The 24,768-nt window shown below is 51.4% G+C and carries 16 protein-coding genes; 11 read left to right on the top strand and 5 right to left on the bottom strand.

Annotated elements, in window-relative coordinates; genetic code table 11:
• Positions 1 to 10: 10 nt before the first annotated feature.
• The 3 genes from M1D70_RS28070 to M1D70_RS28060 form a co-directional block, all read right to left on the bottom strand.
• Positions 11 to 1,927, bottom strand: a complete 1,917-nt coding sequence (locus M1D70_RS28070; protein WP_456288522.1) for a hypothetical protein — start codon at positions 1,925 to 1,927, stop codon at positions 11 to 13.
• A gap of 15 nt (positions 1,928 to 1,942) precedes the next feature.
• Entirely contained in the window at positions 1,943 to 2,728 is a 786-nt protein-coding gene (locus M1D70_RS28065; RefSeq protein ID WP_456288521.1) for a hypothetical protein, read from the bottom strand.
• 142 nt (positions 2,729 to 2,870) lie between these two features.
• On the bottom strand, positions 2,871 to 3,023 hold the full coding sequence (locus M1D70_RS28060) for a hypothetical protein (RefSeq protein ID WP_009589533.1): 153 nt from the start codon (positions 3,021 to 3,023) through the stop codon (positions 2,871 to 2,873).
• Between the two features lie 313 nt (positions 3,024 to 3,336).
• Here M1D70_RS28060 and M1D70_RS28055 point away from each other — a divergent pair, with 313 nt between their 5' ends.
• The 7 genes from M1D70_RS28055 (at position 3,337) to M1D70_RS28025 (ending at position 17,284) form a co-directional block, all read left to right on the top strand.
• A complete protein-coding gene (locus M1D70_RS28055) occupies positions 3,337 to 5,124 on the top strand; it encodes a vWA domain-containing protein (RefSeq protein WP_456288520.1) in 1,788 nt (595 codons plus the stop codon).
• A 102-nt stretch (positions 5,125 to 5,226) separates the two neighbouring features.
• Positions 5,227 to 8,616 carry a tubulin-like doman-containing protein gene (locus M1D70_RS28050; protein ID WP_456288519.1) on the top strand — a complete coding sequence of 1,130 codons (3,390 nt, stop codon included), beginning with the start codon at positions 5,227 to 5,229 and terminating at the stop codon, positions 8,614 to 8,616.
• Positions 8,617 to 8,619: 3 nt separating this feature from the next.
• Complete coding sequence (locus M1D70_RS28045) at positions 8,620 to 11,004, top strand: transcription initiation factor TFIID (protein ID WP_456288518.1); 2,385 nt, start codon at positions 8,620 to 8,622, stop codon at positions 11,002 to 11,004.
• A gap of 37 nt (positions 11,005 to 11,041) precedes the next feature.
• Entirely contained in the window at positions 11,042 to 12,307 is a 1,266-nt protein-coding gene (locus M1D70_RS28040) for a vWA domain-containing protein (protein WP_456288517.1), read from the top strand.
• Positions 12,308 to 12,324: 17 nt separating this feature from the next.
• Positions 12,325 to 12,966, top strand: coding sequence for a hypothetical protein (locus M1D70_RS28035; RefSeq protein ID WP_009589520.1), 642 nt, complete (start codon positions 12,325 to 12,327; stop codon positions 12,964 to 12,966).
• A gap of 80 nt (positions 12,967 to 13,046) precedes the next feature.
• The gene (locus M1D70_RS28030) at positions 13,047 to 14,306 is read left to right on the top strand and encodes a hypothetical protein (RefSeq protein WP_009589557.1); all 1,260 of its coding nucleotides are present in this window, start codon (positions 13,047 to 13,049) and stop codon (positions 14,304 to 14,306) included.
• Positions 14,306 to 17,284, top strand: a complete 2,979-nt coding sequence (locus M1D70_RS28025; RefSeq protein WP_456288515.1) for a GAP1-N2 domain-containing protein — start codon at positions 14,306 to 14,308, stop codon at positions 17,282 to 17,284. The genes M1D70_RS28030 and M1D70_RS28025 overlap by 1 nt, the downstream gene beginning before the upstream one ends.
• 131 nt (positions 17,285 to 17,415) lie before the next feature.
• On the opposite strand, the gene M1D70_RS28020 is transcribed toward M1D70_RS28025, so the two are convergent.
• Positions 17,416 to 18,054: a nitroreductase family protein gene (locus M1D70_RS28020; protein WP_009589546.1), complete on the bottom strand. Its 639-nt coding sequence runs from the start codon at positions 18,052 to 18,054 to the stop codon at positions 17,416 to 17,418.
• A gap of 71 nt (positions 18,055 to 18,125) precedes the next feature.
• Between M1D70_RS28020 and M1D70_RS28015 the strand changes: the two genes are divergently transcribed.
• The 3 genes from M1D70_RS28015 to M1D70_RS28005 all read left to right on the top strand — a co-directional run bounded on the left by M1D70_RS28015 (position 18,126) and on the right by M1D70_RS28005 (position 23,152).
• Positions 18,126 to 18,533, top strand: coding sequence for a MerR family transcriptional regulator (locus tag M1D70_RS28015; protein ID WP_456288514.1), 408 nt, complete (start codon positions 18,126 to 18,128; stop codon positions 18,531 to 18,533).
• A 130-nt stretch (positions 18,534 to 18,663) separates the two neighbouring features.
• Positions 18,664 to 19,002 (top strand): YybH family protein, encoded by a 339-nt coding sequence (locus tag M1D70_RS28010; protein WP_456290509.1) that lies wholly within the window; start codon positions 18,664 to 18,666, stop codon positions 19,000 to 19,002.
• A gap of 433 nt (positions 19,003 to 19,435) precedes the next feature.
• Complete coding sequence (locus M1D70_RS28005) at positions 19,436 to 23,152, top strand: glycosyl hydrolase family 18 protein (protein WP_456288513.1); 3,717 nt, start codon at positions 19,436 to 19,438, stop codon at positions 23,150 to 23,152.
• A gap of 82 nt (positions 23,153 to 23,234) precedes the next feature.
• Here the strand turns inward: M1D70_RS28005 and M1D70_RS28000 are convergent, their stop codons facing one another.
• Positions 23,235 to 23,852, bottom strand: coding sequence for an NAD(P)H-dependent oxidoreductase (locus M1D70_RS28000; protein ID WP_456288512.1), 618 nt, complete (start codon positions 23,850 to 23,852; stop codon positions 23,235 to 23,237).
• A gap of 174 nt (positions 23,853 to 24,026) precedes the next feature.
• On the opposite strand from M1D70_RS28000, the gene M1D70_RS27995 reads away from it, so the two are divergent.
• Positions 24,027 to 24,752 (top strand): winged helix DNA-binding protein, encoded by a 726-nt coding sequence (locus M1D70_RS27995; RefSeq protein ID WP_456288511.1) that lies wholly within the window; start codon positions 24,027 to 24,029, stop codon positions 24,750 to 24,752.
• Positions 24,753 to 24,768: the final 16 nt, after the last annotated feature.

The raw sequence follows: 24,768 nt of genomic DNA, 5'->3' as shown, positions 1-24,768 counted from the left end.
ATTCAATAACTTACTCGATCGATTCCACCTGAATGACTGGCATCTTCGTGATCTGACCGGATGTGGCGCTTTCGCTGCTTCCGCTATGGTCTTGTTGAACATCATCCGGATTGATCTCCTCGGAAGTGACGGGATCGCTTGGATTCTCAGTTTCATCCAGAAGATCTCCGTCAACTTGTCCGGTCTCCGGCTCGGCAGGGTCCGGAGACGCAGGTGGTTGGCTGCTTACCGGGATCTCCAGCTGCTGATACTCGCCATTGAACGTTCCGATTAGCGTTGCGCTCCCCGCAGGGAAATCCAAGTCTCCCCTTAAGACGATATAGTACCCATTACGTTCGGCAATGACTTCGCCATAGCCGCCTTGCGGGATATGGACAGAGAAGCGTACTTTCTCATTCGGATAACCCTCGATATTAGCGATATCGATGTCGGTATATTGAACCTGATACCCAGTGAATCCGTATTGGTCTCCTTGACGCTCAAAGATGGCGATCTCGTCCGGACTGACTCCTTCCAGATTCGTGACCAGCAAAGATTTGTCCGGCAGCACCTGGTAGCCTTCGGCCGTAAATTGGAACAGCGGCGTCAGATTGGAATCTCTGGCTTCATAGGCTGAATAGAATACCAAGTCAGTTCCCGCAGAGCCCTCCACAAGGATGACCGGATTCTTCTCGGTGCTAAGCGATTCCTCGACTGAAACCTCATGGATCGCGACATCGGACGGGTAATCGTGGTTTTGGAATAATTGCACCGTTTCATCGGCATCCAAGACCGCTAAGTAGATGATGCTCCCCTCGTCGACCCCTATGGCATAGGCCAATCCTCCGAAACGATTGCCGCCTCCGCTGACGTAGCTGAAGCTGCCTTTCAGACCGGCCATGTGGAACAAACGAATCGGATCGTGGATCGTCCAGGCCAATTCGGCAGCTTGCAGTTTACCGCTCATATCCTGGTACCCCGACAAGGCCACATAGAGCGCGACCGCTTCCTCGTAGTTCTGGCTTTGTACCATCCCATCGGCCGCTGCGACCCAGCGGTTGATCTCATTCTGAATATACGCCATGATCTCCGCGTTCTTCCGCTCGTTCCGTTCCAGGTACTGTCTGTAGCCTGAGGCGTGAGCTGCAAAAACGGCCGGTTGTTCCCGCTGCACATCCCTTTGCAGCATGGCATACACAAGTTCATCGGCCTTTCGGTTCAACCAGGCAGCCGATATCGACCGGCTGGCATACTCGGAACCCATGGATTGCGACCAATTCAACAGGTCGGCATACTGCCCTGCCCCTGCCAGACGGGTCAAAACCATCTCGTCGTATCGCTGGAACAGGCGGAGCAGCTTCTCATCCTTCTGTTTCTCGCTGCCGTAGAAGGAATCCGGAATGCGAAGCAGATTCCATTTAAAGCTGTTATCCTCGTACTGCTGCTCATCAAGCAGCTCGTCGGCCCTGCGCGTAAACAAATCGATGAATTGCAGGAATGTCCGTTTCACATCATCGGGTATGCCATAGAACGCCGCAATTTCGTTGTAATACGAGGCGTGTGATCCCAGTTGTTCCGAGAATTTCTTCTCCACCTCAAGCAATTCGGCATATACGTTCATGAAGCCGGAGAAATCGCCGGCCTCCCCGACCTGGCTCAATCGATGATCAAGAGAGGAGAGACTTTCCTTCATGGACGTAATGGGCGCAAGCTCTTGCAGCCTTGAAGCAAGCAGATCTTCTTTATATAGAAGGGAACGGTTATTCCGGGCCTTCTGATACCACTCTTCCGCCTGAACGAGCTTTTTCTGGGCATACAACGACTCGGCCTGCGCCATCGACTCGATTTTTTGATAGATGTGAATTCCCTTATACCCGATCAGCAGTAGAAGGACTATACATAAAAAAAGATACAAATTTCGCAGGGTTAGCGTGTTTTTCATCGTCATAACGGTATAGCCCCTCTAATCCCATTTTTGAAAATCAGGGTCCGAGCGGTAATGTTCATTATAAATCGCCGATACCCGATCCCGAAGGCCGTTCCACGACAAGCCGGGATTGCGGCGCACGATCTGATACAAGCGGAGGAAGCGGTACCTTGGCAATCCATCCGCGTAGCGGCTAATGAAATCAGGAAACGTATCGATATATTTTTTCTTCCGTACCGCTGCTCCGGCAGCGTCGATCATAATCTGCCTGCCATGCTCCATCCGTAAAATGTCAGCTTCATGATCGAGCAGGTACCGAATGGCTTTGCTGTTGATCAGCTCGCGTTTAATTTTGGCGATTTCCCCGATATAGGAGGCCAGGTCCGGATCAAACTCGTCCAGAAGCAGGGGCTCGAGTTCAAGATCCATATCCTTGCGGAGGCTGAAGCTTTGCAGAAGGACGATCTGCTGCAGGCGGATCCGGTCATTCCGGACCAAGGAAGCAATTTCCCTGACGATCTCAAAGCCTAGCTGAGCATCTTCCTTGATGGCGGCGGAGGCCGTCGCTTTGTTCAGATCGAGGCCATCCAGAATCTGTTCTCGATGACTTCTTATAAGCTTGTCCAGCGCGTGCAGGGTCTCGGAATGCAGCATTCGCCGCTGGATCAGCCATAACCATACAAGCAGGATCAGCATGCAGGCAAAGGCGATCGCGATCTGCAAGAAGGTCTGACCGAGAAGCACGGCGGAGAGTCCTATAATGTAGAAAAGAAGCCGATCGCTCTGCATGGACCGTTTGGCCATTTTCTCTGCAAGTTCCATAACGGGGACCAGGGTCTGGCGTTTACAGTGAGCGCAGCTGTCTTCCCAAAGAATCGTGAAATTGTGGCAATGTTTGCAAACCCTTAACTTTTGGTAGACATATCTCGTTTTAGAATAGGGGCGAAGTTGTACCGGCTTTTTCTTATCCATGCTGTTCCCTCTTGGAGTTGGCCGCTTCAAGCAAAGTTTGCTGCAGCTGCTCCGGCGTCGGGGCGTTCTTCTTACGCTTGGAATAGGCCGTGATCTTGATGATGACAAAAAGAAACAAAATCCCGAGACATCCGTATGTAATCATATGTCGGTTCCTTTCGGTATCGAAATTGGTTCAAAAATGGCGGGTGAGCCTTGTGTCCTAAGTCCGGGTGGCACGACTGATAATGTTGAACTTTGGCAGGTATAATTATATCATATGGACATAGTGCTGGGATATTTTAGTGACTGGCAGGGTATTTTCTATATAAACACAGTAGGAATATGGATATTCCGATGATTATTTTAAGCTTCCTTTCATGTGATTTTAAGACTTTTTGCCTACAGTTAGACTAGTCTCTGACGAACGAACCGAGACATCCGCCGATGCTCGACTAAATGGATGAAGGAGTAAATCTATGCAACGTAAAAATAAATGGCTGCTCTCTCTGATGGCAGCGGTGCTGCTGATCATGACCTGGAGCGGAGGAGCCTTGCCTAAGGCAGCGGCTGCCTCCCAAGGCTCCAACATCGATGCCGTACTGGTGATGGATGCCAGCAATTCGATGAAAAATAGCGATCCGGAGCGGATTAGCGGCGAAGCGATGAAGATGTTCATCGACATGCTGGCGACAACCGGCGACAAGGTCGGCATCGTTTCCTATACCGACCGGATTCAGCGGGAGAAAGCCTTGCTTGAAATTCAGTCGGAGGCGGACAAAACCGCACTGAAGGAATTTATCGATCAGTTGGATCGCGGACCGTACACCGATATGTCCGTCGGTCTCGATGAAGCCGTAAAGGTGCTGAAGCAGGGGATGGACCCGGCCCATGCGCCGATGATCGTTGTTTTGGCCGACGGTAACAATGATCTGGACCCGAACACGGGCAGGACGAGCAAGGAAGCGTCAGAGCAGTTGGCCCAAGCCGTCAAGGAGGCCAAGGGAAGCGGTATTCCGATTTATACGATCGGACTCAATGCCGACGGGAAGCTGAACAAAGAAACGTTGGCTGAACTGGCCAACCAAACGGGGGGCAAATCCTTTACGACCAGTTCGGCGGATGACCTTCCGCAAATATTAAGCGAGATTTTTGCCAGCCACCAGCAGCTCAAGATCGTTCCGGTACAGTCGATTACCGGCAACGGAAGCTATCAGGAGGTTACGGTCCGTGTGCCGAATGCCAACGTATTGGAAGCGAATATTTCCATTATGTCCTCCAGTCCCGTGGACGTGAAGCTGGTTGATCCCGCCGGTGCTGAGCAGAGCATCCCTTCGGCTAGTGTGCTGCGCTCCACGTCCAATTCCTATTCGCTGCTCAAGCTGCTGAAGCCGCAGCAAGGCGACTGGAAGCTGCAGGTGAAGGGCGTATCGAAGGACAAAATCGACATCAACCTCGTGTTCAACTACGACCTGGAGCTGGCTATGGATCCTCCGCCATCTTCCAAGGTAAAGGCCGGGGATACGATTGACATTAACGCGTACCTCGTCAGCAATGGACAGAAGCTGCAGGACCAAGAACAGTACGGCAATATGACGGCCAAGCTGCTGATCAAGGACCTGGACACAATGGACGAGTCGGAGGTCGAACTAGAGAACAAAGAAGGCAGCTTTGTAGGGGATTACAAGATTCCGCAGAAGCATGACTACGAGCTGAGGGTGCGTGCGGAGGAGCAGAGCTTCTACCGTGAAAGCCTGCCTGTGAAGATAAGCGCAAAAGCGGCAGCCTCCGGTTCCGGTAACGGCGGGAAGGAGATGACCGAGGGCGAGGATGCGAAACCTTTTCCATTATGGCCCGTAATCATTGGCATTGCGGCGCTGCTCATTGTTGGAGCGGCAGCTTATTTCATTCTCGGCGCGATCAAGAAAGCGAACAAGGGCTTTGTCGGCCAAATCGTGATTGAGATCAGGGATGAGAACACCGGGGAGAAGACGTCCCCGCAATACAAGAAGCTGACTTCCTTCAAAGGGAAGTTTAATCTGCATCAGCTTCTGCAGCTTGCTCCGGAGCTCAAGGAAACGGAGAAAATCCTGTTCATGCCGGGCAAGAACGACCGCATTATACTTAAGAACCTTTCTTCAGCCGTCATCGAGAAGTCCGGACGGGCTCTGGATGCAACGAACGGGACGGAGCTGAAGAACGGAGACCGGCTGAGAGTTTCCCTTCAGCAGGCGGACAAAACGATATTATTTGAATATTTGGCTTAAAGTGCGAGTTCAAAAAGTCGAATTGACCTCGATGGGTTTTCTTATCAAAAGCGGACTTTTTGAACAACCTCTTAAAGCCATGACCTATCAGGAGGGGAAGTTATGAAACCGGTAGTTAGAGAACATATACAACAGCTTGACGTTTCACTCGGAGGCGGCATTGTCAGCGAGAAAATACGGGTGGATACCATCGACAATCCGATCCTCATCATCGGACTTGGAGGGACGGGGATCGATGCGCTGCTGCGCTTGAAATATCAGATTAACCGCCGTTTCAAGCTGCCGGAGGATCCATTGTCCAAGAAAAGAATGGACAAGCCGGATAACGTGGAGTTTCTGGCTTTTGAGACCAACGAACAGGATAAGAATAAGCGCTACAAGGGGATCGGACTGGATCCGATCAATGAATTCGTGCTTCTCTCCAATGCCGAGATCGGAGGCCTTCTCCAGAACCGCAGCATCCTGGAGCCTTACATTACGGATTGGCTGTCGCCCGAGCTGAGCATTACCGACGGCATGAACGGGGCCGCAGGCGTACGCCAGGCGGGCCGCTTGCTCTTGTTCACGAAGATTACCCAAGTGGTGCAGGCGATCGACAAGAAGATCAAAACGCTGTCGGTTGGCACGAACAAAAAGCTGATGGTCTTCCTGCTGACGGGGCTGTCCGGCGGTACGGGCAGCGGCTGCTTCTTGGACATCGCCTATATCGTCCGCGGCATTATCGAACGCGACCACGGCTCGGCAGGCATTGACCGCGTGAATACGCTCGGCTATCTGTTTACGCCGGATATCAATCTGGCGAACAAAAGCTTAAGCGAGCATACCCGCGAGTACATCAAGAAGAACGGTTACGCCGCGCTCAAAGAGCTGGACTACTGGATGAACGTGGATGCCAGAGGCGAACGGTTCAAGCAGCAGTACGGCAACATTCTGAACGTGAACTCTCCACTGCCTCCATTTAATCTATGTCATCTGATATCCGCTACGAATACGGAAGGCAAGCTGCTGGAGAATGCCTACGATTACTGCATGAACGTTACCGCAGAGAACATCACGAACTTCATGGCCAGCGAGGAAAAACAGTCCGGCGAAGAGTTTGCGATCCATGACTATATCAGCAACATCCGCACCAATATTGCGCAGATGAACAAGGCGTATCCTGCCAATTACGACTACAACATCATCGGCGCATCTTCGGCCGTGCTGCCTATTGAAGAGATGACGACGTATCTGGCATACCGCGTCTTCGGCAAAATGCAAACGATGTTCGAGAAAGCGCCGAGCCAGGAGGACGTCGAGAAATTTGCGAGCAAGCTGGGCATCGATCTGGATTCGATGACCAAGAACTTCGAATCCCGCGTACCGGAGCCGCTGCCCGGATACCAGAACAGCGAGCGGCTCAGCTACGCGAACGTGGTGAAGAACCAGGTCATTAATATGGACACGGAGCTGGAACAGAATTTTCTGGCCAGGGCCCGCGAGGAATACATCAAAGCGAAGAAGCAGCTGCCGGGCGAGATCGTGGCTCAGTTCAGCGATCAAATCCGCCGGATGTTCCTGCATCCGCAGCAAGGACCGTTTTACGTATCGCGGTTGATCTATACGGAGAAGGGCTTTAGCCTGCTGAAGATGCTGCTGTCCTACATCGAAGCGCTGCGAGAGAATCTGACCCGTATTCCGCGCGACATCGAGTCGGCCAGAGAACAGGCGATCGATCGTCTAGGCGATGCGAAGAGCGCTTTTGTCTCGAAGGATAAGAAGAAAAACATCTATATTGAAGCCAAAATCAACGAATATTGGCTGGAAGCGGATGTGGAACGCACCGAGCAGATGATTGAATTCTATGAGGATTTGTACGATCTGCTGAACCAGGAAAATAACCGGATTTACAGCGTATATACGGAGATTCTGAATGCGCTGAATTCGATTTTTGCCAAGAACGGCGACATTCTCGTGAACGGGGAAGAACAGCAGGATCATAAAGGGAACAAGACGTATTACTGGAACCTGGTCAGCGTGCCCGACATTTCCGATGTCATTAACAAAATCATGGATCAGAAGGATGTGGACGATCTCATCCGCGATTTCGCCCAGGAGCTGCTGAGTCATGCCAATCGTTGGACCCGGGAGCAGGAGATCGATGTCGTCCGTTCCATTTCGGAGTTTCTTACCGATAAATTCGGCGATCTGATCACCCGTTCGATGGAGGATTTCCTGGTCATGAAATTCGGGCAGGAGGATTCCATCGAAAAATTTGTCGAGCGCAACATCGCCAGCAAGCTGGATGACGAAGCTGTCCCGGTCTTCCATCTGAGCAACAGCGCAGGCAATCTGTACTTCCCTTCCTGGGGCTTCGTGTCCGTGCCTGTACAGGCTCCAAGTATTCTGAAAGGGATTCGCAATTATCAGAATAATTCGGTCGGGAAGTCTCACTTCACCGTGAAGGAGAGCGAAGTGAAGAACCGGATCTTCTGGCTGAATACGAAGAACGGCGTGCCGTTGTTCGTTTATACTCCGCTTAAGGTTTATGAGGAGAGCTACGAACGCACGATCATGGACAAGGAAGGCGTTGGGCGTCACTTGGTACAGACAGATCGCAACAATTGGACGTATCTGCCATCGCCGATTCCTGAAAAATCCTGGGGGGATACCTACGTCAATCCGCGGGTTCAGGACTACAATGCCCGGGTCCGTGCCGAATTTAACCAGGCGCTTGAGTTTAAGGTCGTTATCCAGAAGGACGTTGACCAGAATACGAGCAGCCGCTACGCGGTTGTGTTTACGAAGCCGTTTGACCTGAATGAGCTGCTTCGCGCTTATGATCTGCAGCTCGATAGTCCCAAGCCTAACCTTGGCGAAGTCAAACGGGCATGGACCGAGCTGAAGCGATTGATGAACGAAGGGCTGGAGCGGGTTGGCTCCAAGGATATTTTCAATAGCATCAACGAGGATATGGCCAAGGAAAATCTGATCCGTTCGCCGGAAATGATCCGCATCGTGCGGGAAGAGCTGAAGAAATATGCCGCCATCGCGGCCAAAATCACGGAATTCGAGCTCTTGATCAGCGATAATCAGAATGAAGAGAAATGGCTTGATCAATTCATTGAGGCGTTGTACACCGGGACGATCACCAAGAAGGGTGCGCTCTTCGTTTATGATCGCGATCCGGAGGAGGATTCCTGGGAGCCGTTTGCCAACCTGCTGAAAAGCGTGAACGACGTGGAGTATGAAGTCTACAAGCACTTCCGTCAGCTGGACGAGAAAAGCCGCAGCACGCTGCTTCGCAAATCCTCCCGCCGCGATCAGGAGCTGACCGCTTCCGAGGATATTACGCCGCTGCTCACGAAGCTGGGAGAATTGGCCGAACGGTTCCTGGAAACGCGCGACCGGCTCGAATACGAGAAGGTGGAGCTTGCGGACGGTGAAGAGCGATACCAGTTCTACAGACAGGTATCCTCGAAATTAAATGACATCCGAAGAAGGTTGAAATAGACGATGAGGGAGATTCTTCGCCAGTATGCTGCCGGCTATGCCAAGTCGGAAGAGCAGCTTACCTTGATGGAGGATGATCAGAGCAGCATCCACTATCCGGAGGTATACTTGTTCATTGGTGACAAGACAGCGTCTGCCATCGAACCGATCATGGAAATTCAGGACCGCAAATGGGATAACAGCGCCAGCGTCGTTTATTTTCATGTAGGAACGGACCGGAGTGAAGGACCGGAGCCCCAAGGCCCCGGACTCTCCGGCCGGCTTCACCGGTACCATCTGCAGCTGCCGGTGTCGGACGCAGCATCCAAATCGATGCGCAAGGAGCTGTACCAGAGCTTCTATCAGGACCCGCATCATCTATCCGGGTTGAATCAAGCGATTCGGAAGTTAAGCCACCATATTTCAGACTTTGGACGCAGCTACGCTTCGTTTGACCGGGTTCATCTGTCTGTCATTACACGGGTCGATGACCCGTTTAATGTATTTATCCCGGAAATTTCATTGCTGGCCGAATCCATCTTTCAGCAGTCGTTCAAGTCGGTGCAGATGGATTTGTACGCGCTCATTAATGAAAGGGAGCAGATTGAATCCTACGGCTATGCAAGCTCCGTAGGCGTTGCGTTCCTACGGGAATTGGAGCTGATGCAGAGCAGGGAGTACACCTTCTCCGCGCCGCTGCAGGTAACCGAGGACGGGCTGACGATTCCTGTCGTCCACCCGGCATCCGCATTATTTGATCTCGTCTATGTGCTGTCCGATAAGAATGAACGAGGCATCTCGGGTTACGCCGGCATGCAGGATATCTACGATATCATCTGCCACCTGGGCCTGCTGAAGAACCGGAAGCAGAAGGATGAAACCTATGACGGCATCCGAGGCATTTACAACAATACGTCATTCAAAAGCAATATCATGACCGAATCCGGCCGCCAAGGCTTTGTCTCCGCCGGCTTTGCCAGGGTGAAGAGGCCCAATGAGCCGATTGCCCTAACGGTCCTTTACCATCTGTGCCGCGGACTGCTGCGTCGCATGAAGGACAGGCCGGAGCCGGAGATTCATGAATGCCTGGCCTATTTCGGTCTCGACCCGGAGGCCGTAACGGCAAGAGCGAACCGGATGCTGCCGGACCCCGAGCATCTGGACGGTCTCAAGGGCATGATGTCGCATCCCGTCAGTTATGCCGAGCTGAAGCGAATGAATATTCGCGAGGCGGAAGAGGCGCTCTTCGGAGATGGCTGCCGGAAGTTTTTTCAAGGAAATTACGAGCTGGCGGCCCGAAAGAGACTGAGCGATATGAGCACCGCAGAAGAATTGCACGATGCGCTGCGCCGAACTTTGGCAACTCATTCGCAAATCGGGTGTTATCAAATTGCCGCGTGGACGAGTGATAAGGCCGGAGCGGGGATTTTGATTGAAGCGGTTCGGTCCCGGATTCGGGATCTCGGCAGCTTGCTTAAGACCGAGCAGGACGGATTAAACCGATATTATGAGGAAAGCGTTGAAAGCCAGCCGTTTAAGAAGCTTCCTTTTCGGGATAAACAGAATGTGCGCCATTTCATTCGGTATTTCGTGGGCGAGGTCTATCGACGCAAGTATGAGCTGCTGCAGCTGGAAACGGAGCTTGAGCTCTACAGGCTCTATGAGACGGAGCTTGAACGTATTCACCGTCAGTACAAGCAGCAGGCAGGCATGCTGGATCAGCTGGAGGCGGAGTTGATGGAGGCGGCCCGTTCCAGCATCCGTGCCGCAGACGATTATATCGGCCAGAACCTGATGGAGTATTACGGCCTCGTGACGGAGGAATTGATGCTGGAGCTGGAGAGCAAGCGCGGCGAAGGCGTGTTCTTCGAGGAACGGTATGTCGGCAATCTCTCCATCGTTATGCATGAAGGAATCGAACCGATCCTCTCGAACATGATCCGGGTCTGTCTGAGGGATCTATTGACGGCAGAGCCGTTCGTGCAGACCTTCGAGGAAGAACTGCTGCGGCGGGCGAACGTCACCATCGACTACGATAACAAGCAGGTGCTGGCCAAGGAAGACCTGTTTAAGGTGTTATACCGGATGCTGGAGGAGAACTCCGTTACGTTGGTCAGGCTGCTTGATTATACGCAGGAGCATCGATACGAGGAGAAATATTTCTTTGGCGATGCCGACAGCGAATTCGTCCGTTACGCGATCCATGTCGATGAAGCTTTACGGGTGTACAAGCTGGGCATCGTGCACGAGAAGCGCACAAGCGGGGTCGAGAAGCTGAACCTGATGGGAGGTTTCCATCTGGAGGATCTGATGTATTACCGGAATGGCAGAACCTACTACGAGACCTATACGGCAAACGGTTATGAATTTCATGGCATGGAACCGGCGCAGCTTCCCGAGCTGCGTTAGCGTTCTTCGATTCTGATACAGAGAGTAGGCGTGTATTGTGCAACGAAAATTAAACCCTCTCCTGCTGCTGCTTAGCCTGGTCGGTGGGGGACTCGGATTTGCCATTGGGGAGTTTTTGCTTCGCCAGTGGGGGACAGGGCTTCCTGTTATCGTGGTTACGGGGATTTATTTCGGGATTCTGGCCTTATGCATCGGCTTGGCCTGTTTAATCGCAGAACTGATCTCCCCCCGTTTGAGCGGAAGCTCATGGAGACAGCGGTACACGGGCACATCATGGAAGCTGCTGATTCCATCCACGTTGGTGGCCCTGTTCCTGCTTGGCATGCTGTTTGAATGGGTGTACCAGTTGAACCCGGGCAGCGCCAAGCCCGTGAAGGATATCGTGCTGGTCATTGACAATTCGGGCAGCATGAATGAGACGGACCCGAATCAGGACCGGTACACGGCAGCCAAAAATCTGATCAACCGAATGGATCGGGATAACCGCGTATCCGTGATAATGTTTGATCATGCAACAACGTTGCTGCAGCCGTTCACGCGCGTGAATAACCAAGAAACCAAGGATGAGATCATCGCGGAAATCGACGGTTTGGCAACGACCGATGGCGGTACGGACATCAGCCTTGCGTTGGAGGATACCATGTCGCATATCCAGGAAAGCCGGGATGCCGGCCGAAGCGCCATGGTCATCATGCTGTCGGACGGATTCAGCGAAACCGACCATGATCGTGTGCTTGCGGAGTACAAGCAGCAGCAAATCGCGGTAAATACGATTGGCCTCAGCCTGGTCAACCCGGACGGTGCCCAGCTGCTTCAGACGATTGCGGCGGAAACGGGCGGACAATATTACGACGTTCAGCATGCGGAGGATTTGTCATTCGTTTTCCAGAAAATCTATGACGACGTCGGAGACCGTTCGCTGTTGACGAAACGTACGGGCGCTATGGAAGACAGCGTGTATCATCAGATCGGAAGAATAACTGCGATGCTGCTCATCGGCGCCGCCATGGGTCTGGCCCTCGGCACGGTGTTCGACAATCGCCATCTTGCGCTGAGCTTCAGCATCGGCGGCGCGGTATCGGGCGTACTGGCAGGCGTGGTTCTGGAATACGGCCTCTCCGGCGAGGAAATCGGGGATGCCTCCGTTCGTCTGATCGCCTGCCTATTGCTTGCGGGGATCATCGCCTTGTTCACGCTGGTGATACCGGTTAAGGAGAGCAGCAAGATCATCTCCAACGTGCAGCGGCCGGGCCGAACGGGAAGAGGGCAGCGGCCAAATGATTCAACAAGCCGAGGATTTTAAAGCAGGGGGCGTTCGAGATGCGGTTTAAACATGCGGAGCCCGGAGAATGGGTCATTCAGGGATTAAGCTATCAACTAGACGATGGTTACTGCACGCTCCGCTGGAGCTGGCCGCCGGGTCTTCAAGCGGTATACATCCACCGTGCGATGGACGACGGATTCGGCCCGCCTGCCGGCGATTCGCAGCCAGGCGGGATGCGTCTATACACCCGTGACGAGTATAAGGCGAATAACGGGTACCGCGACCGGCTGGACGGGATCGGTCAGATCACGTACACGGTCTACGCCTTGTCTTCCGAAGACGGAGAGATGGCGTTAATCAGGCAGGAGGATGAAGCGAACCGCATTCGGTTCAGTACCGGCAAAGCCAAACTGGTCTACTCCATTCGCGAAAAGAGCCGCTGGCTGCAGCCCTATAAGACGATCGAAATCCAGGTGACGGCGGAGGCGCCGGTACCGAAGGAAGCTTTGTGTTACGTGAAGAAGCAGGGCGCTTATCCGGTCAACAAGGAAGACGGCATCTTGTACCCGTTCGTGACGGATTTTGCTGCCGGACGCAACGAATTGCCTGCGATCGAGGTAGGCAAGAACGATTACGTTCGCCTGTTTTTTACGGACGGCAAGAAATACGGACAACGATATGAGCTGGTGCACAGATAGACAGAGACCGATGAACACACGGTTAACCACGATAAGCGCGTCCGTGTGTATTTCATAGGGTTCAGAGGGAGGTACGAAAGATGGGCATTTTTGATATATTCAAGAAAAAACCGGAGCCGGAGCCAAGGCCGCTGTTCTATGATATTGTCTGCCCTTACTGTTTCAGTAAGTTCGCTCCGAAGGAGGTTGTCTTCCGGGCTGCCCACGACCGCGAGGATGACGAGGATTATGCGCTTGGGGAAGATGAGGAGCTGAATCGGTACCGTGAACGCTTCGGGCTGGATTCGGTGTATGATATCGAAGCGATCATCCGTCCGAGCGACATCCCGGAGGAGCAGCACATTTATTCGGAGCACGTCCTGGTTGGATTGAATGACCGTTACGGCATCGTCACGCGCAGACGGTTATGCCCGAAATGCCACAATGAGCTGCCGGTAACTGCCGGGAAGGTGCCAAGCAACATTATCTCGATTATCGGTGCTTCGCAAGTGGGCAAATCGGTTTACATGACTTCGCTGATTCATACGCTGCAGCATACGACGGCAGATCATTTCGATGCGGCCTGCATGCCGCTGAATGCCGAGATCAGCCGCAAGTTCCGCACCGGCTATGAGGAGCCATTGTTTGAACGCGGGGATTTGCTGGCATCTACGCAGAAGGAGAAAATGCAGGAGCCTTTTATTTTCCAATTCGTGTTCAAGGATGAGTCGAAGCCGCCGTTGACGCTCGTATTTTTTGACGTGGCGGGCGAGGGCATGGTGGATGAGGATTATTTGGGACTGCACGGACAGCATATCAAGAATTCAGCGGGCATTCTGTTTATGGTGGATCCGCTCCAAATCCGCTCCATTCGGGAAAAAATCCGTTTGAAATTCGGCGATCAGCCCGGGGAGTGGGTATCCCAGTATGATGAGCCGCGGGATGTCGTGCTGACCATGTTCGGCGATTTCATCGCTTATGAGGACAAAGGCAAGACGGATATTCCAACCGCCGTCGTCTTGACCAAGAGCGACATGCTTCACGCGCTTAAGGATGAGGATGGCGAATACGTGAAGCTGAACAGCAATATTTTTAACAATGTGGTGCACCGCAAGTTTTTGAATTTGACCGAGTTCGAAAATATTGACGGCGAAATCCGCCGATTTATCGAAAAGGTCGATCGTCCGTTCAAAGGGACGATGGATGTGTACTTTTCGAATACCGCCTATTTTGCCGTGTCGGCGCTGGGCAGCAACCCTGTCGATCAGAAGCTGCAGAGCGTGGTCAGCCCGATTCGGGTGGATGAACCGTTCATCTGGCTTCTGTACAAGCTGAAGTACATTCAGGGGAGGGAGGACTAGTGCCGGAATTTCCAACCCGAAACATACAGCAGCAGATGTACACGCGGGAGCGGCGAGGCATATTCCGCTCGGCCGAAGGTTTTGACACGGTGGCCCGTTCGTCCGGATTGGAGGCTTCCTTTATTAAAAAGGTGCTCCATCCCTTCTGCCAATACGAAGCGCCTGCCGAGCTGACGGCGCGCAGTGAACGGGACGCTGCGTCTTATCCGGCTGCCCTTCATCTGTTCCATACCGAATCAGGGGAAACGGTGCTGGGCCGAAGCGTGTTTCAGCCTGCGGATTTCACGGGGCTGCGCAGCGCCTTTTTTACGCATCATTACGTCGTTCCGGAAGGCTTCCATCGAGATGATCATAACGCTTACCGGACATGGCTTCAGGCCGCTTTTGCCGATCATTACGATATCGAAGAGGGCGTCGATCTGCCGCAGCTTCCTGCGATTCCGGTCCAGGCCGATTCCCGGGCCGCTGTCTCGTCCGAGAGGACGCCGGCCTTGCTGGAGGAGCTCGGGATCAACGAGAAAGTATTCAAGCAGTTGATCTATGCCTGCATATCCGCGGCTGCCGGGAAGAAAAAGGTATACATCGTTCTGGATGTCCCGGTGGAACAGTTGTCCGCGAAGGCGGAGCAGCTGCTCTTTGTGCTGTTTGGCCGATTGCCCTATGCGCTGCGCCGGGTGCTTGGATTCGTAACTTATGCCAAGGAGCCGCAGAGCAAGAAGGGGCTTCATCTCATGTTCGTGGAGAAGGGCAGCCTGCGCCTGAATGACCGGAGCATCGAGAAGGATTATTTGTTTGAGCTCGCAGCAGGCCGGGTCATCAATGCCGATCTGAAATGGTCCGAGCAGCCTTATCTTAATTTTGCTTGGGATACGCTGCTGGACCCGGATCGGTCCGAACGTTTTTTTGCCTTCGCCGAGCTAATGCTTGCGGACATGGAGCCGATACATCAAATCTCGCTGGACAGCTATGATGATTTATGCATGCTGTTCCAGATCGAAGAAGGCCATGAAGGCCTGTACCATGAGCATAAGCATGCCGTGCTGCGTGCTTCACTGCTCTATCTGCAGCCGGCAGGCGCCCTGGATGCGAAGCAACGTCTGGATCAGCTGTTTCTTGCCCTGTTTGCCAAGGAGTTCGAGCTCGTCAAAGGCGGGCATGTTCCGGATGCCGCGATCGCGGGATTCCTGAAGGATTATCATGGCATCAATCCCCGGCAGCATAACGATTGGATCGTGGAATATTTTATCCGCTCCTTAAATAATGCCTTATCGAAGCAGCGTCAGGATACGACCATGGCGATTTACGAGCTGCTGGAGGGCAGCCCGTCTCTAAGCCGAGCCTTTTATGCGAGGGTGCTGACCAGTCCGGGGCTGCCGGCGCTGATGTTCGATCCCTACATGAAAACGCGCATGAAGCAAGCGGCAACGCCTGCAGACCTCGTGGATTTGATCGGCTTGTGGGTTCGGAATCACCCTCTCCTGCTGGAGCAGGAGAATTATGTACGGCTTGCGGAAGCCCAACTTATCGATAAGCTTCAGCAGGATTCGGATCCGGTGAGAACGGTCAATGCCGTACTGGATCAATTGGATGCGATGGAACGCGATCCGCAAAAGGGAATCGGCCGTTATCAAGGCGGGCGTGCCTTTGCGGACCGGATGATCTATGCAGCCAATCTCTTTCTCTTGCGTGAGCTGGAGCCTGAGCAATTAAGCCAGAAGCAGCTGATGGATATCGGGTTCCTGCAAATGCCGAAGGAGTTCAAAGGCTGGGTAGAGCGGTTCGATTCCCGGATTCGGTCCAAAGCCGCGGTCATGCTGGCCCTTCACCAGTGGTCCGGCCATGAAGAGGTTAGAGCGGAAGTGCTGGCGGAACTCTCGGCAGAGGAACGGGAGCGCACCCAGCATATCATGCGGAAATGGCTGCATAATCATGTGGAGCCCTCCAATTTCGAGAGCATAACCTTGGCTTTCTGCACGGATATCAATTCCAGTGCGGTAGACTATCGGAGCTTGCTGGATTACTTGCACAGATACGGCAAGAGTCCGGACGTGGTATACCAATATATACAATGGTCTGCCGAGCAGCCGGTATTCGTTAGACCGCGGGGACTTGTTCCCGCTTATGCCGCCGCCATCATCGATTATTTCAAAATCCACGACCGCGAAGCCTTTAAAAATAAGGATTACGTAAAAACTTATTTCAGTTCGCCTGCCCCCATCCTCAAACCGGTGTATGCGCAGGTTAAGGCCGAGTTGGCTTCGCCGTTGGTGCGATGGTTTCGCCGGCATTCGCGGTTCGTAAAAATCACTTCTTCCTTGCTTGTGGTAATCGTTGTTGCTGGCGCTGCCTTCATGATGATCCAAAACGGCAAAGGTCCCGCGGACGGCGATGCCGATCCGAATCCGGCCGTTACGCCGCCGGTTACGGTACCGCCGGCTTCTTCCGAGTCCGTAGATGAGCAGCCTTTATTAACGGCGACGGTGGTGGAGGAAGGGGAGCAGGAGGGAAGCACCGAGCTGAATTTCCATTTTAAACAGCCGGCGGCTTGCCGGGATTTCAGTGTGGACAAATTACAGATTATAGGCAAGGATGGAAGCACGCTGCTTGAAGCGGTCAGTCCTGAATTATCGCGGGTGTGCGCGGAGGAAACCACAGGGGAAGCTGATGCTGCTGATTCGTCAGGATCCGAGACGGATTTATCCGGGAACCAAGCGAATCTGAATAGCGGGACAACAGAAGGGGAAAACACGTCTGATCCTGTTGAAGGTGAGGACGTGGGGTCCTCGGATAACGTTGGCGACGCTACGGCAAACCAGACTTACTCGAGTCAGGTCACCGTGAAGCTGGATCAGGCGCTTGATGTCTCCCTTGCCGAGAAGGTCGTTGTGGATGGCGCCTCGTATGAGCTGTCCGACGAAAGCGCGCTTTCGGAAGAGCAAGGGCAGGCTCCGGAGAATGAGACCGATGAAGGAGTTTAAATATTATTACGAGCAGACGATCATTCGTCTGCTCGTTTTTTGGCCTCTTTTAATTTTTCGTAGGCTTAAACCTGCGGTTTGAGTCTAAAGTTATTTTGAAGTAAGAATGGTGAATATCGTACGGATCATGGTTATCTCCAGAATGTAATCTTGTCGGGCTCTAATCGAACGGACTCATGCCCATCTTCCTTGGCTTTTCCTAATGAAATAATCATGACTGGAGCATAGCGTTCTTCATCTAAATCGAATGCTTTTGCTAACTGATCAGCTTCAAAGCCTGCCATTGGATTCGTGTCATACCCATGCGCACGAGCTACTAACATGAACTGCATGGCAAAGAGGCTGCTATCGATTTTTGCAATTTCAACTTTCATTTCTCTTGATAGAGTCGGAAACAGGGATAGAATGGTTTCGAGTTGACGATCTCGTACTTCTGCCGGCATTTTTCCTTGTTCCACAGCTGTATTGTAGATTTCTTCAGCATATAAATAGCTCTGGGTATCGCCAAAAATCAATAACATGGCTGATGAAGTATCATTCTGTAACGTATTGAACCTCACAAGAGGTCTTAGCTTTTCTTTTCCTTCCGGAGTATCGACTACAATTACACGCCAAGGCTGCATATTTGCAGAGGATGGAGCCAAACTGGCTTCCGAAATCATGTCGCTCATCTCTTCTTTCGATATTTTAAAGTTCTCATCATAATTACGGACAGAACGTCGGCCCATAACGATATTGGCGAAATCGTTATTTTGAATATGGTTAAACATAGAACCTCTCCTTTTGATAACATCGATTTTTTTTGACATTGTGGATGTCGTTCGTTATCATATTTCGTATTATGAACTATGAACCTAGGTTTATAGCAAGAAATAAAAGAGGTCCTATGATGAAAATAAACGAGGTTTCAAAATTAACGGGTCTGCCCATATCAACGTTGAGATTCTATGAACGAAAGAACCTAATTCCGGACACATTTGTTAAACGAGATGCAAATAATTATCGAATTTATTCCGAAGAGATTGTGGAGTTTCTAGATGATGTGAAGGTACTTTTATCGGTAGACTTTTCTATAGAAGAATTAAGTTTGTTAGTCAATCAACAACTGAACTTATCATACGAGGCAAAGACGAAAATGGTTGAACGAAAAATCAAAGAAATTGATGAGATTCAGAAGCGATTGAAAAAGTCGAAGACATTCTTGAATGCCGTCTTGGAAGGAAAGGCAAATTTTCAAACCAAGTGTTAGGAGATTATGAAAATTTAGATATATTAATTAACCAGGATAGAGCCATCATACTTTGTTTCATAACTAATATGCCTAGTTAAGGGAATGGAGGTGCGGGACAATGTCATATGAAAAAGCCCTTGAGGTATAAATAGCGGCTACGAACACGCATGATTTTGACCAGGTAGCCCGGCTGCTCGATGAGGAAGCGGTGTATTGGTTTTCGGACCGGAGCTGCTGTACCCTGGAGGAAATCAGGGCCTATTTCGAGCACGCTTGGGATGTCATTCGAGATGAGGTGTACCGGGCAGAGGACGTGGTGTGGATTGCGACTGATGTACATTCGGCTGTCTGTGTTTATACTTATCACTACGAGGGGTATTTTCAGGGGGAATTCACGACCGGGAGCGGGAGAGCAACGAACGTATTCGTTCGAAATGCCGACGGCGCATGGAAATTAAAGCATGAGCATCTAAGTTCAATGGGATGAATCGGCCGTCACCTTTTATATAGTAAATAGAAGAAGAGCCTTTTCGAGGGCTCTTTTTTTAGATTGAATTTATTAACAGAATATAAAATTAAAAGAATTTATCCCATGTCTATGGAAATGTATCCCTTCTCAATCGATTGCGCAGGTTCCATGATACAACTATATGAATATGGATTGAACACCATGGATTTCATTGAAAGGGGGCCGTAGTAGAGCGATTGAACAAGTGAGTGTAGGTATGGAGCGAAAAGGGGGATGGGATGAATCTTACATAGTTGAGTTCACCTGGATTGGTAACCGCTTTCAAAACGAGTGGATTTCGAGCGATATGCGAAGCTGGGCAAGTCATCAAGGATACCACCGGGTGACACCGAGAGGAACAGACATTCATGGAAATGCTGTATCATTTGCAATCGAAATTTAATCGACAGAGGTGAAAACGGTGATACCCTTTATCACGACAAGACGCCCGAAATGGGTACTGTGTTTTTTGGCCCTTATTCTCATGTTTACCCCACTGCTTCATGCGCCTGCATCCTATGCAGCAGAAGGCGCATCTCCTTCAGAAATTACCGCAACGAGCTCCGGCATCGATTCGGTGACGGTAACAAGCTCGACCTATGGCTCCCAGGATCCGCTAGCACCGCAGAATCTGCGTATTGAAAGTGTCTCTCATAATATGGCGATATTTCAATGGGATTTTAAGTCGGATGAAGATGAAAACAATATTCAAGTGTGGAATGCGGATACAGACGGCTGGGTGGCATGGGGAAATTACTGGACCCGAGCCGTCACCGGATTGACACCCGAAACGACCTATAGGATATATATAACTTGGGATGGCGACGCGAAGAAGGCACACAAAAGTAATGTATTGGAATTCACCACAACTAAAGACGAAGCCGAATATAAGGACGCACCGTTAACACCCCCAAGCCATCTTCAAATTCAAGAGGTAACGGAAGATACGGTTACTTTGAATTGGGGATCAAGTCCGGGTGCTGAAGCTTACGATATATATGTCAATGGAGCATGGAAAGGCGGCACTTGGGAAAACTCCGTCACCACGGCTACCTATGGACCTTTGGAAGCAGGAGAGACGTACACTTTTAAAGTAGGTGCACAAAGAAACGCAAATGGAGCTTTGGAAGCATCGGCTAATAGTAATGCCGTTACCCTCAAGTGGGGGGAACTGGCTCAACCGCAAGGGTTACAGGTAATCACGGCTACACGATCTACGGTTTCACTGGGCTGGGCACCGGTGCCCGGGGCCACAAGCTATGATATTTATCAGGATGGAGCAAAGGTTGGTTCGAGTGGCGAGAGTCGGTACGTAGCTGTTGGACTTGAAGAAGGCAAGACCTATTCGTATAAGGTAGTGGGCCATAACAGCCTATGGACTTCGCCTGAAAGCGAATCAGTATCGGTAGTACCGGGCAGCAATTATAACAATATTTCGTACTACACCTCTTGGTCAGCTAGTACCAAAGATCGTAATTTTCATCCTGCTGAATTGGACATATCTCAATTAACTCACATTAACTACGCCTTCGCCGATATTTGCTGGAAAAAATTCGGGAGCGGGCCGAGAGCCTGCGAGGATCCTAATATTCCTGCACAGGATCGATACGTCCATGACGGAGAAATTGTGATTGGCGATCCGACATTCGATTTTCAAAATTTCCAAGCCTTCGAATCCGTCAAGGCCGCTAACCCCCACTTGAAGCTTATGATATCGGTAGGCGGCTGGTCCTGGTCCAATCATTTCTCCAACATGGCCAAGACCGAGGAAACACGCCGGGCGTTTGCGAATTCCGCGGTGGATTTCCTTCGAGAATACAAATTCGATGGTTTGGATATCGATTGGGAGTATCCTGTTGAAGGCGGGGAAGACGACAACTCCCGGGGACCGGAGGATACGGAAAACTTCACACTGTTAATGAAGACCGTTCGCGAGGCGCTGGATGCTGCCGGATCAGAAGACGGGGAGTACTATCTGTTGACGATTGCTTCCGGACAGGGCGATAATTTCGTTAAAAATGCCGATCTCGCGAATTCGGTGACCTATCTCGATTTCATCAGTATCATGACTTACGATTACAGCGGCAGCTGGGAGACGCTGGGCCATCATAATGCACCGCTGTTCTTTGACCAAAAGCATCCGAAAGCCGCTTCCTCCGCTCCGAGAAATCATGTGCTCGGCGGTTTGTTGGGCCATCTGAACGGCGGGGTGCCGACGCACAAGCTGATCGCCGGGGTGCCATATTACGGTAAGGGCTGGGATGATTGCCCGCCAACCGGCCAATATCAGACTTGCAAAGGCGGATCTGCCTTAAAGACATGGGAAGCGGGCGTTTTCGATTTCAGCGATCTCGAGAATAACTATATCGACAAGAACGGTTATAAGCGATACTGGAACGAATCCGCCAAAGTTCCATACCTGTACAATGAGCAAAATAAAGTTTTCATCACTTACAACGATAGGGACACCATGAAATATACGGCTTCCATCGTGAAATCGCTGGATATCGCAGGCGTCATGAGCTGGGATATCAGCGGCGACCGCAATAAGACGCTGACGACCCAACTCGTTCACGATTTGCCCATCAACGGCCAAGTCCATGCATCGGCACTCCCGGCTCCAGGGAATCTGTCCAAGGTAAGCGCCGATTCCGGCTCCATCCAGCTGAAATGGGATGCCGTGACGGGAGCAACGGGATATGAAGTGTACGTGAATCATGCGTTGTCCGGCTCGGTGGCAACGAACGGTTATACTGTGAAGGGCCTCAGCCCCCTAACGAATTACAAGATCCATGTACTTGCCGTGGATCGAACGGGAGATGAGATCAACCGCGTCTCCAGCGCTTCGAATCAGCTGAGCATCGCGACTTCGGGCAACGACTCCGGTGGCTCTGAAGGCGGAGGAGGCTCCGGCGGATCCGGTTCAACAACGCCATCGACGCCACAGCCGCCTAAAGGCAAGGATCAACTCGAAGCCAACGTTGTGCTTGAAGGAGATAAGGCTCTAGTTACCGTGCCTGCGGCTGCGGCAGTTAACAGCATTAACCATTCGGAATCCTCCAACTTCCAGCTCCATGCGGGTCCGGGCGCGAAGCAGGCGGTGCTGGAAATTCCGCAAGAAGTGATTGCGGCCATTGCGAAAAAAGGGGCCAAAGCCAGTCTGTCCGTTTTCCTAAACGGGACAGAATACCGGATCCCGGCTTCGCTGATCTCGGTTTCCGGGCCGGTGAGAGTCTCGATTGTGGCTCCAGACGATAAGGACGCAGCAAGCCTGGCCGCCTTGCTTCAAGGGAAAGAAACACTGGCGAGTTCGCTGCTGTTCAAGCTTGAGCAAGTACACGCGGATAAAACGGCAACCGAGCTGATACGCTTCGGGAAATTCCATGTCAGCGAGTTTGTTACCTTGGATGCGAAAAAGATAGATATAAAACGTGCGACCGGAGTGGTCTTTATACCGGGTACAAACGAGCTTCGATCCGTTCCGACGTTGTTTAAAGTGAATACGGATGGCACGGTGACCGTTGAAATCAAGAAAACCGGCAGCGGCATTTATGCGCTGCTACAGCAGGATATCCGGTTTAGTGATGCGATTCCTTCGTGGGCACGGGAAGACGTGGCGCAAGCTACGGCCAAAATGATCGTATCCGGAGAAAATAACGGTTCGTTCGGTGCGAATAAACACATTACCCGTGCCGAGATTATCTCCATCCTGGTGAAAGCGCTGGGTCTATTGCCTGACGACAAGGATTCCAGCTTTAAGGATGTGGATCCGAAATCCCGATATGCCAGAGAAATCGCGGCTGCCAAAGCTGCAGGATTGGTGAAGGGACGCACAGGCGATCTCTTTGATCCTAACAGCTTGATTACGCGCGAGGAATTAGCGGTTATTCTAAGCCATGTGCTGGAGTATGCCGGTAAGAAGAATGAAGCCGGCCAAGGCCTGTTAAACAAATTTAAAGATCACTCCAAGGTTTCGTCCTATGCGAAGTCGTCCGTCGCCTTCGTCGTGGAACAGAAGATTATGCAGGGGGTATCCGCTGCCAAGCTGGATCCGCAGTCTCATGTGACCAAAGCTCAAACGGTAGTAACCGTTATGAGATTGCTGCGTGCAGCGGAGTTATCGAATTAATATGCTGGTACTATAAAATGGGTGCCTTTCAGGCGGTTTGACGCTGCCTGGAGGCATCTTTTTTTCGAGTCATGGGCACGGCTCATAGCCGGCTGAAACGCAGCTGCGTTTGGTTCAGAAACCGAATCCGCGCTTCCAGCGGACGTCTTTCCATGCCGGTATAATTCAGCCAGCGCAGCTTATGAAATCCCATTTTCCGAAAGGTCCCGCGAAACAGGATCTTCGTAATCGGATTACCGAAAAATAAACGGTAGGCCCAACTTGGCGTGCTCATCACGGTAAGCAGGTACACTCCCTTGAGATGGGGGAGATGGTGCGCGAAGGGCCGGCCGGGTTTAGGCTCATCGTACAAAATGCCCTTGGCAAACACCTTATCGAGGAAGCCTTTTGTCATGGCAGGCATGGATTCCCACCAGATCGGGAAGATAAAAAAGATATAATCTGCTGCCATCAATCGCTGCTGATAATCAGCAACATGCGGATCCATGGATTGCTGCTGACGCCAAGAAGCAAGATCAGCCGCCGACATGACGGGATCAAAGCCATCTTCATGTAAATCGATCAGATCGATTTGGTGTCCCGCCTGCGCAAGACCTTTTGTGACGGACGACAGCAAAGCAGCAGAAAAACTTCTTCGATGGGCAACATTTTCGGACGCCTTTCCGCCATAGGGATGATCAAACACAATAACGACTCTCATACAAGACCTCTTTTCTTATGCAGTATTGTTTCCTTCATCACAAAAAAAAGTTTCTAGGAAACAATATAAAATATCCGACCAATGAAGTCAATATGGTTTCCGGGAAACTTTAATTGCCTCCGGGATCTTGTTATACTGAACAGGACGATAGCCGAGCGTAAGGAGATACCAGATATGGAAATGGATCAGTGTTCTGTTTCTTCTTCAGAACGAACCTCTCGCAAGGATCAATGGATCCAGGAATTAAAGCAGAAGGTTTCCGTACTGCAGGAGAAGTTCCAGGCCGAGGATGACGAAGAGAGACAGTGGATGATACAGCGCTGCGATCAGCCGGAGATCATTGAATTGCTGAAGGAAATGACCGTCACGATGCTGCACGTGGTGGATGCGGTAGGCAGATTGGAGCCTGTTAACGGGATCACGATTTCCAAACAGTTCGGGATTCCGAAGGGCAGCGTCTCCAAAATAACCAAAAGATTGGTCTATAAAGAGATTCTCCATATGGAGAATCTGCCGGATAACAAAAAGGAAATTATATTTACGTTAACTCCTGCCGGAAGAGAGATCTTCAAACTGCATGGTGCGCTGCACAAGCAGATGGATCTCGGAATCAGCCGTTTCTTGCGGAGATACAGCGAGGATGAGCTGCGATTTTTGAATCGCAGCATGCAGGATACGATCGATGCTTCCTGGGTTAACTTTGATGACGGCGAGGATTCGAGCCTGAATCAAGGGTCCGAGGACCAACCCAAGACTGGGGGGGTTCCTTTATCGGTTTCAGGAGGTGAAACGGAGGAGATCGAGAGGATCCTGAGCATGCTCCGCAAGCTGGATTCCCGCAGCTTGAAGAGAGCGGAGGCCATTTTGACGGATGTGTTTTTCACGGAATTCGACGAATAATGGTTTGAACATAGCA

The organism is Paenibacillus sp. AK002, assembly GCF_053903045.1.
Note: the sequence above shows the minus strand (reverse complement) of the source record. Positions and strands in the feature narration are given on the sequence as shown.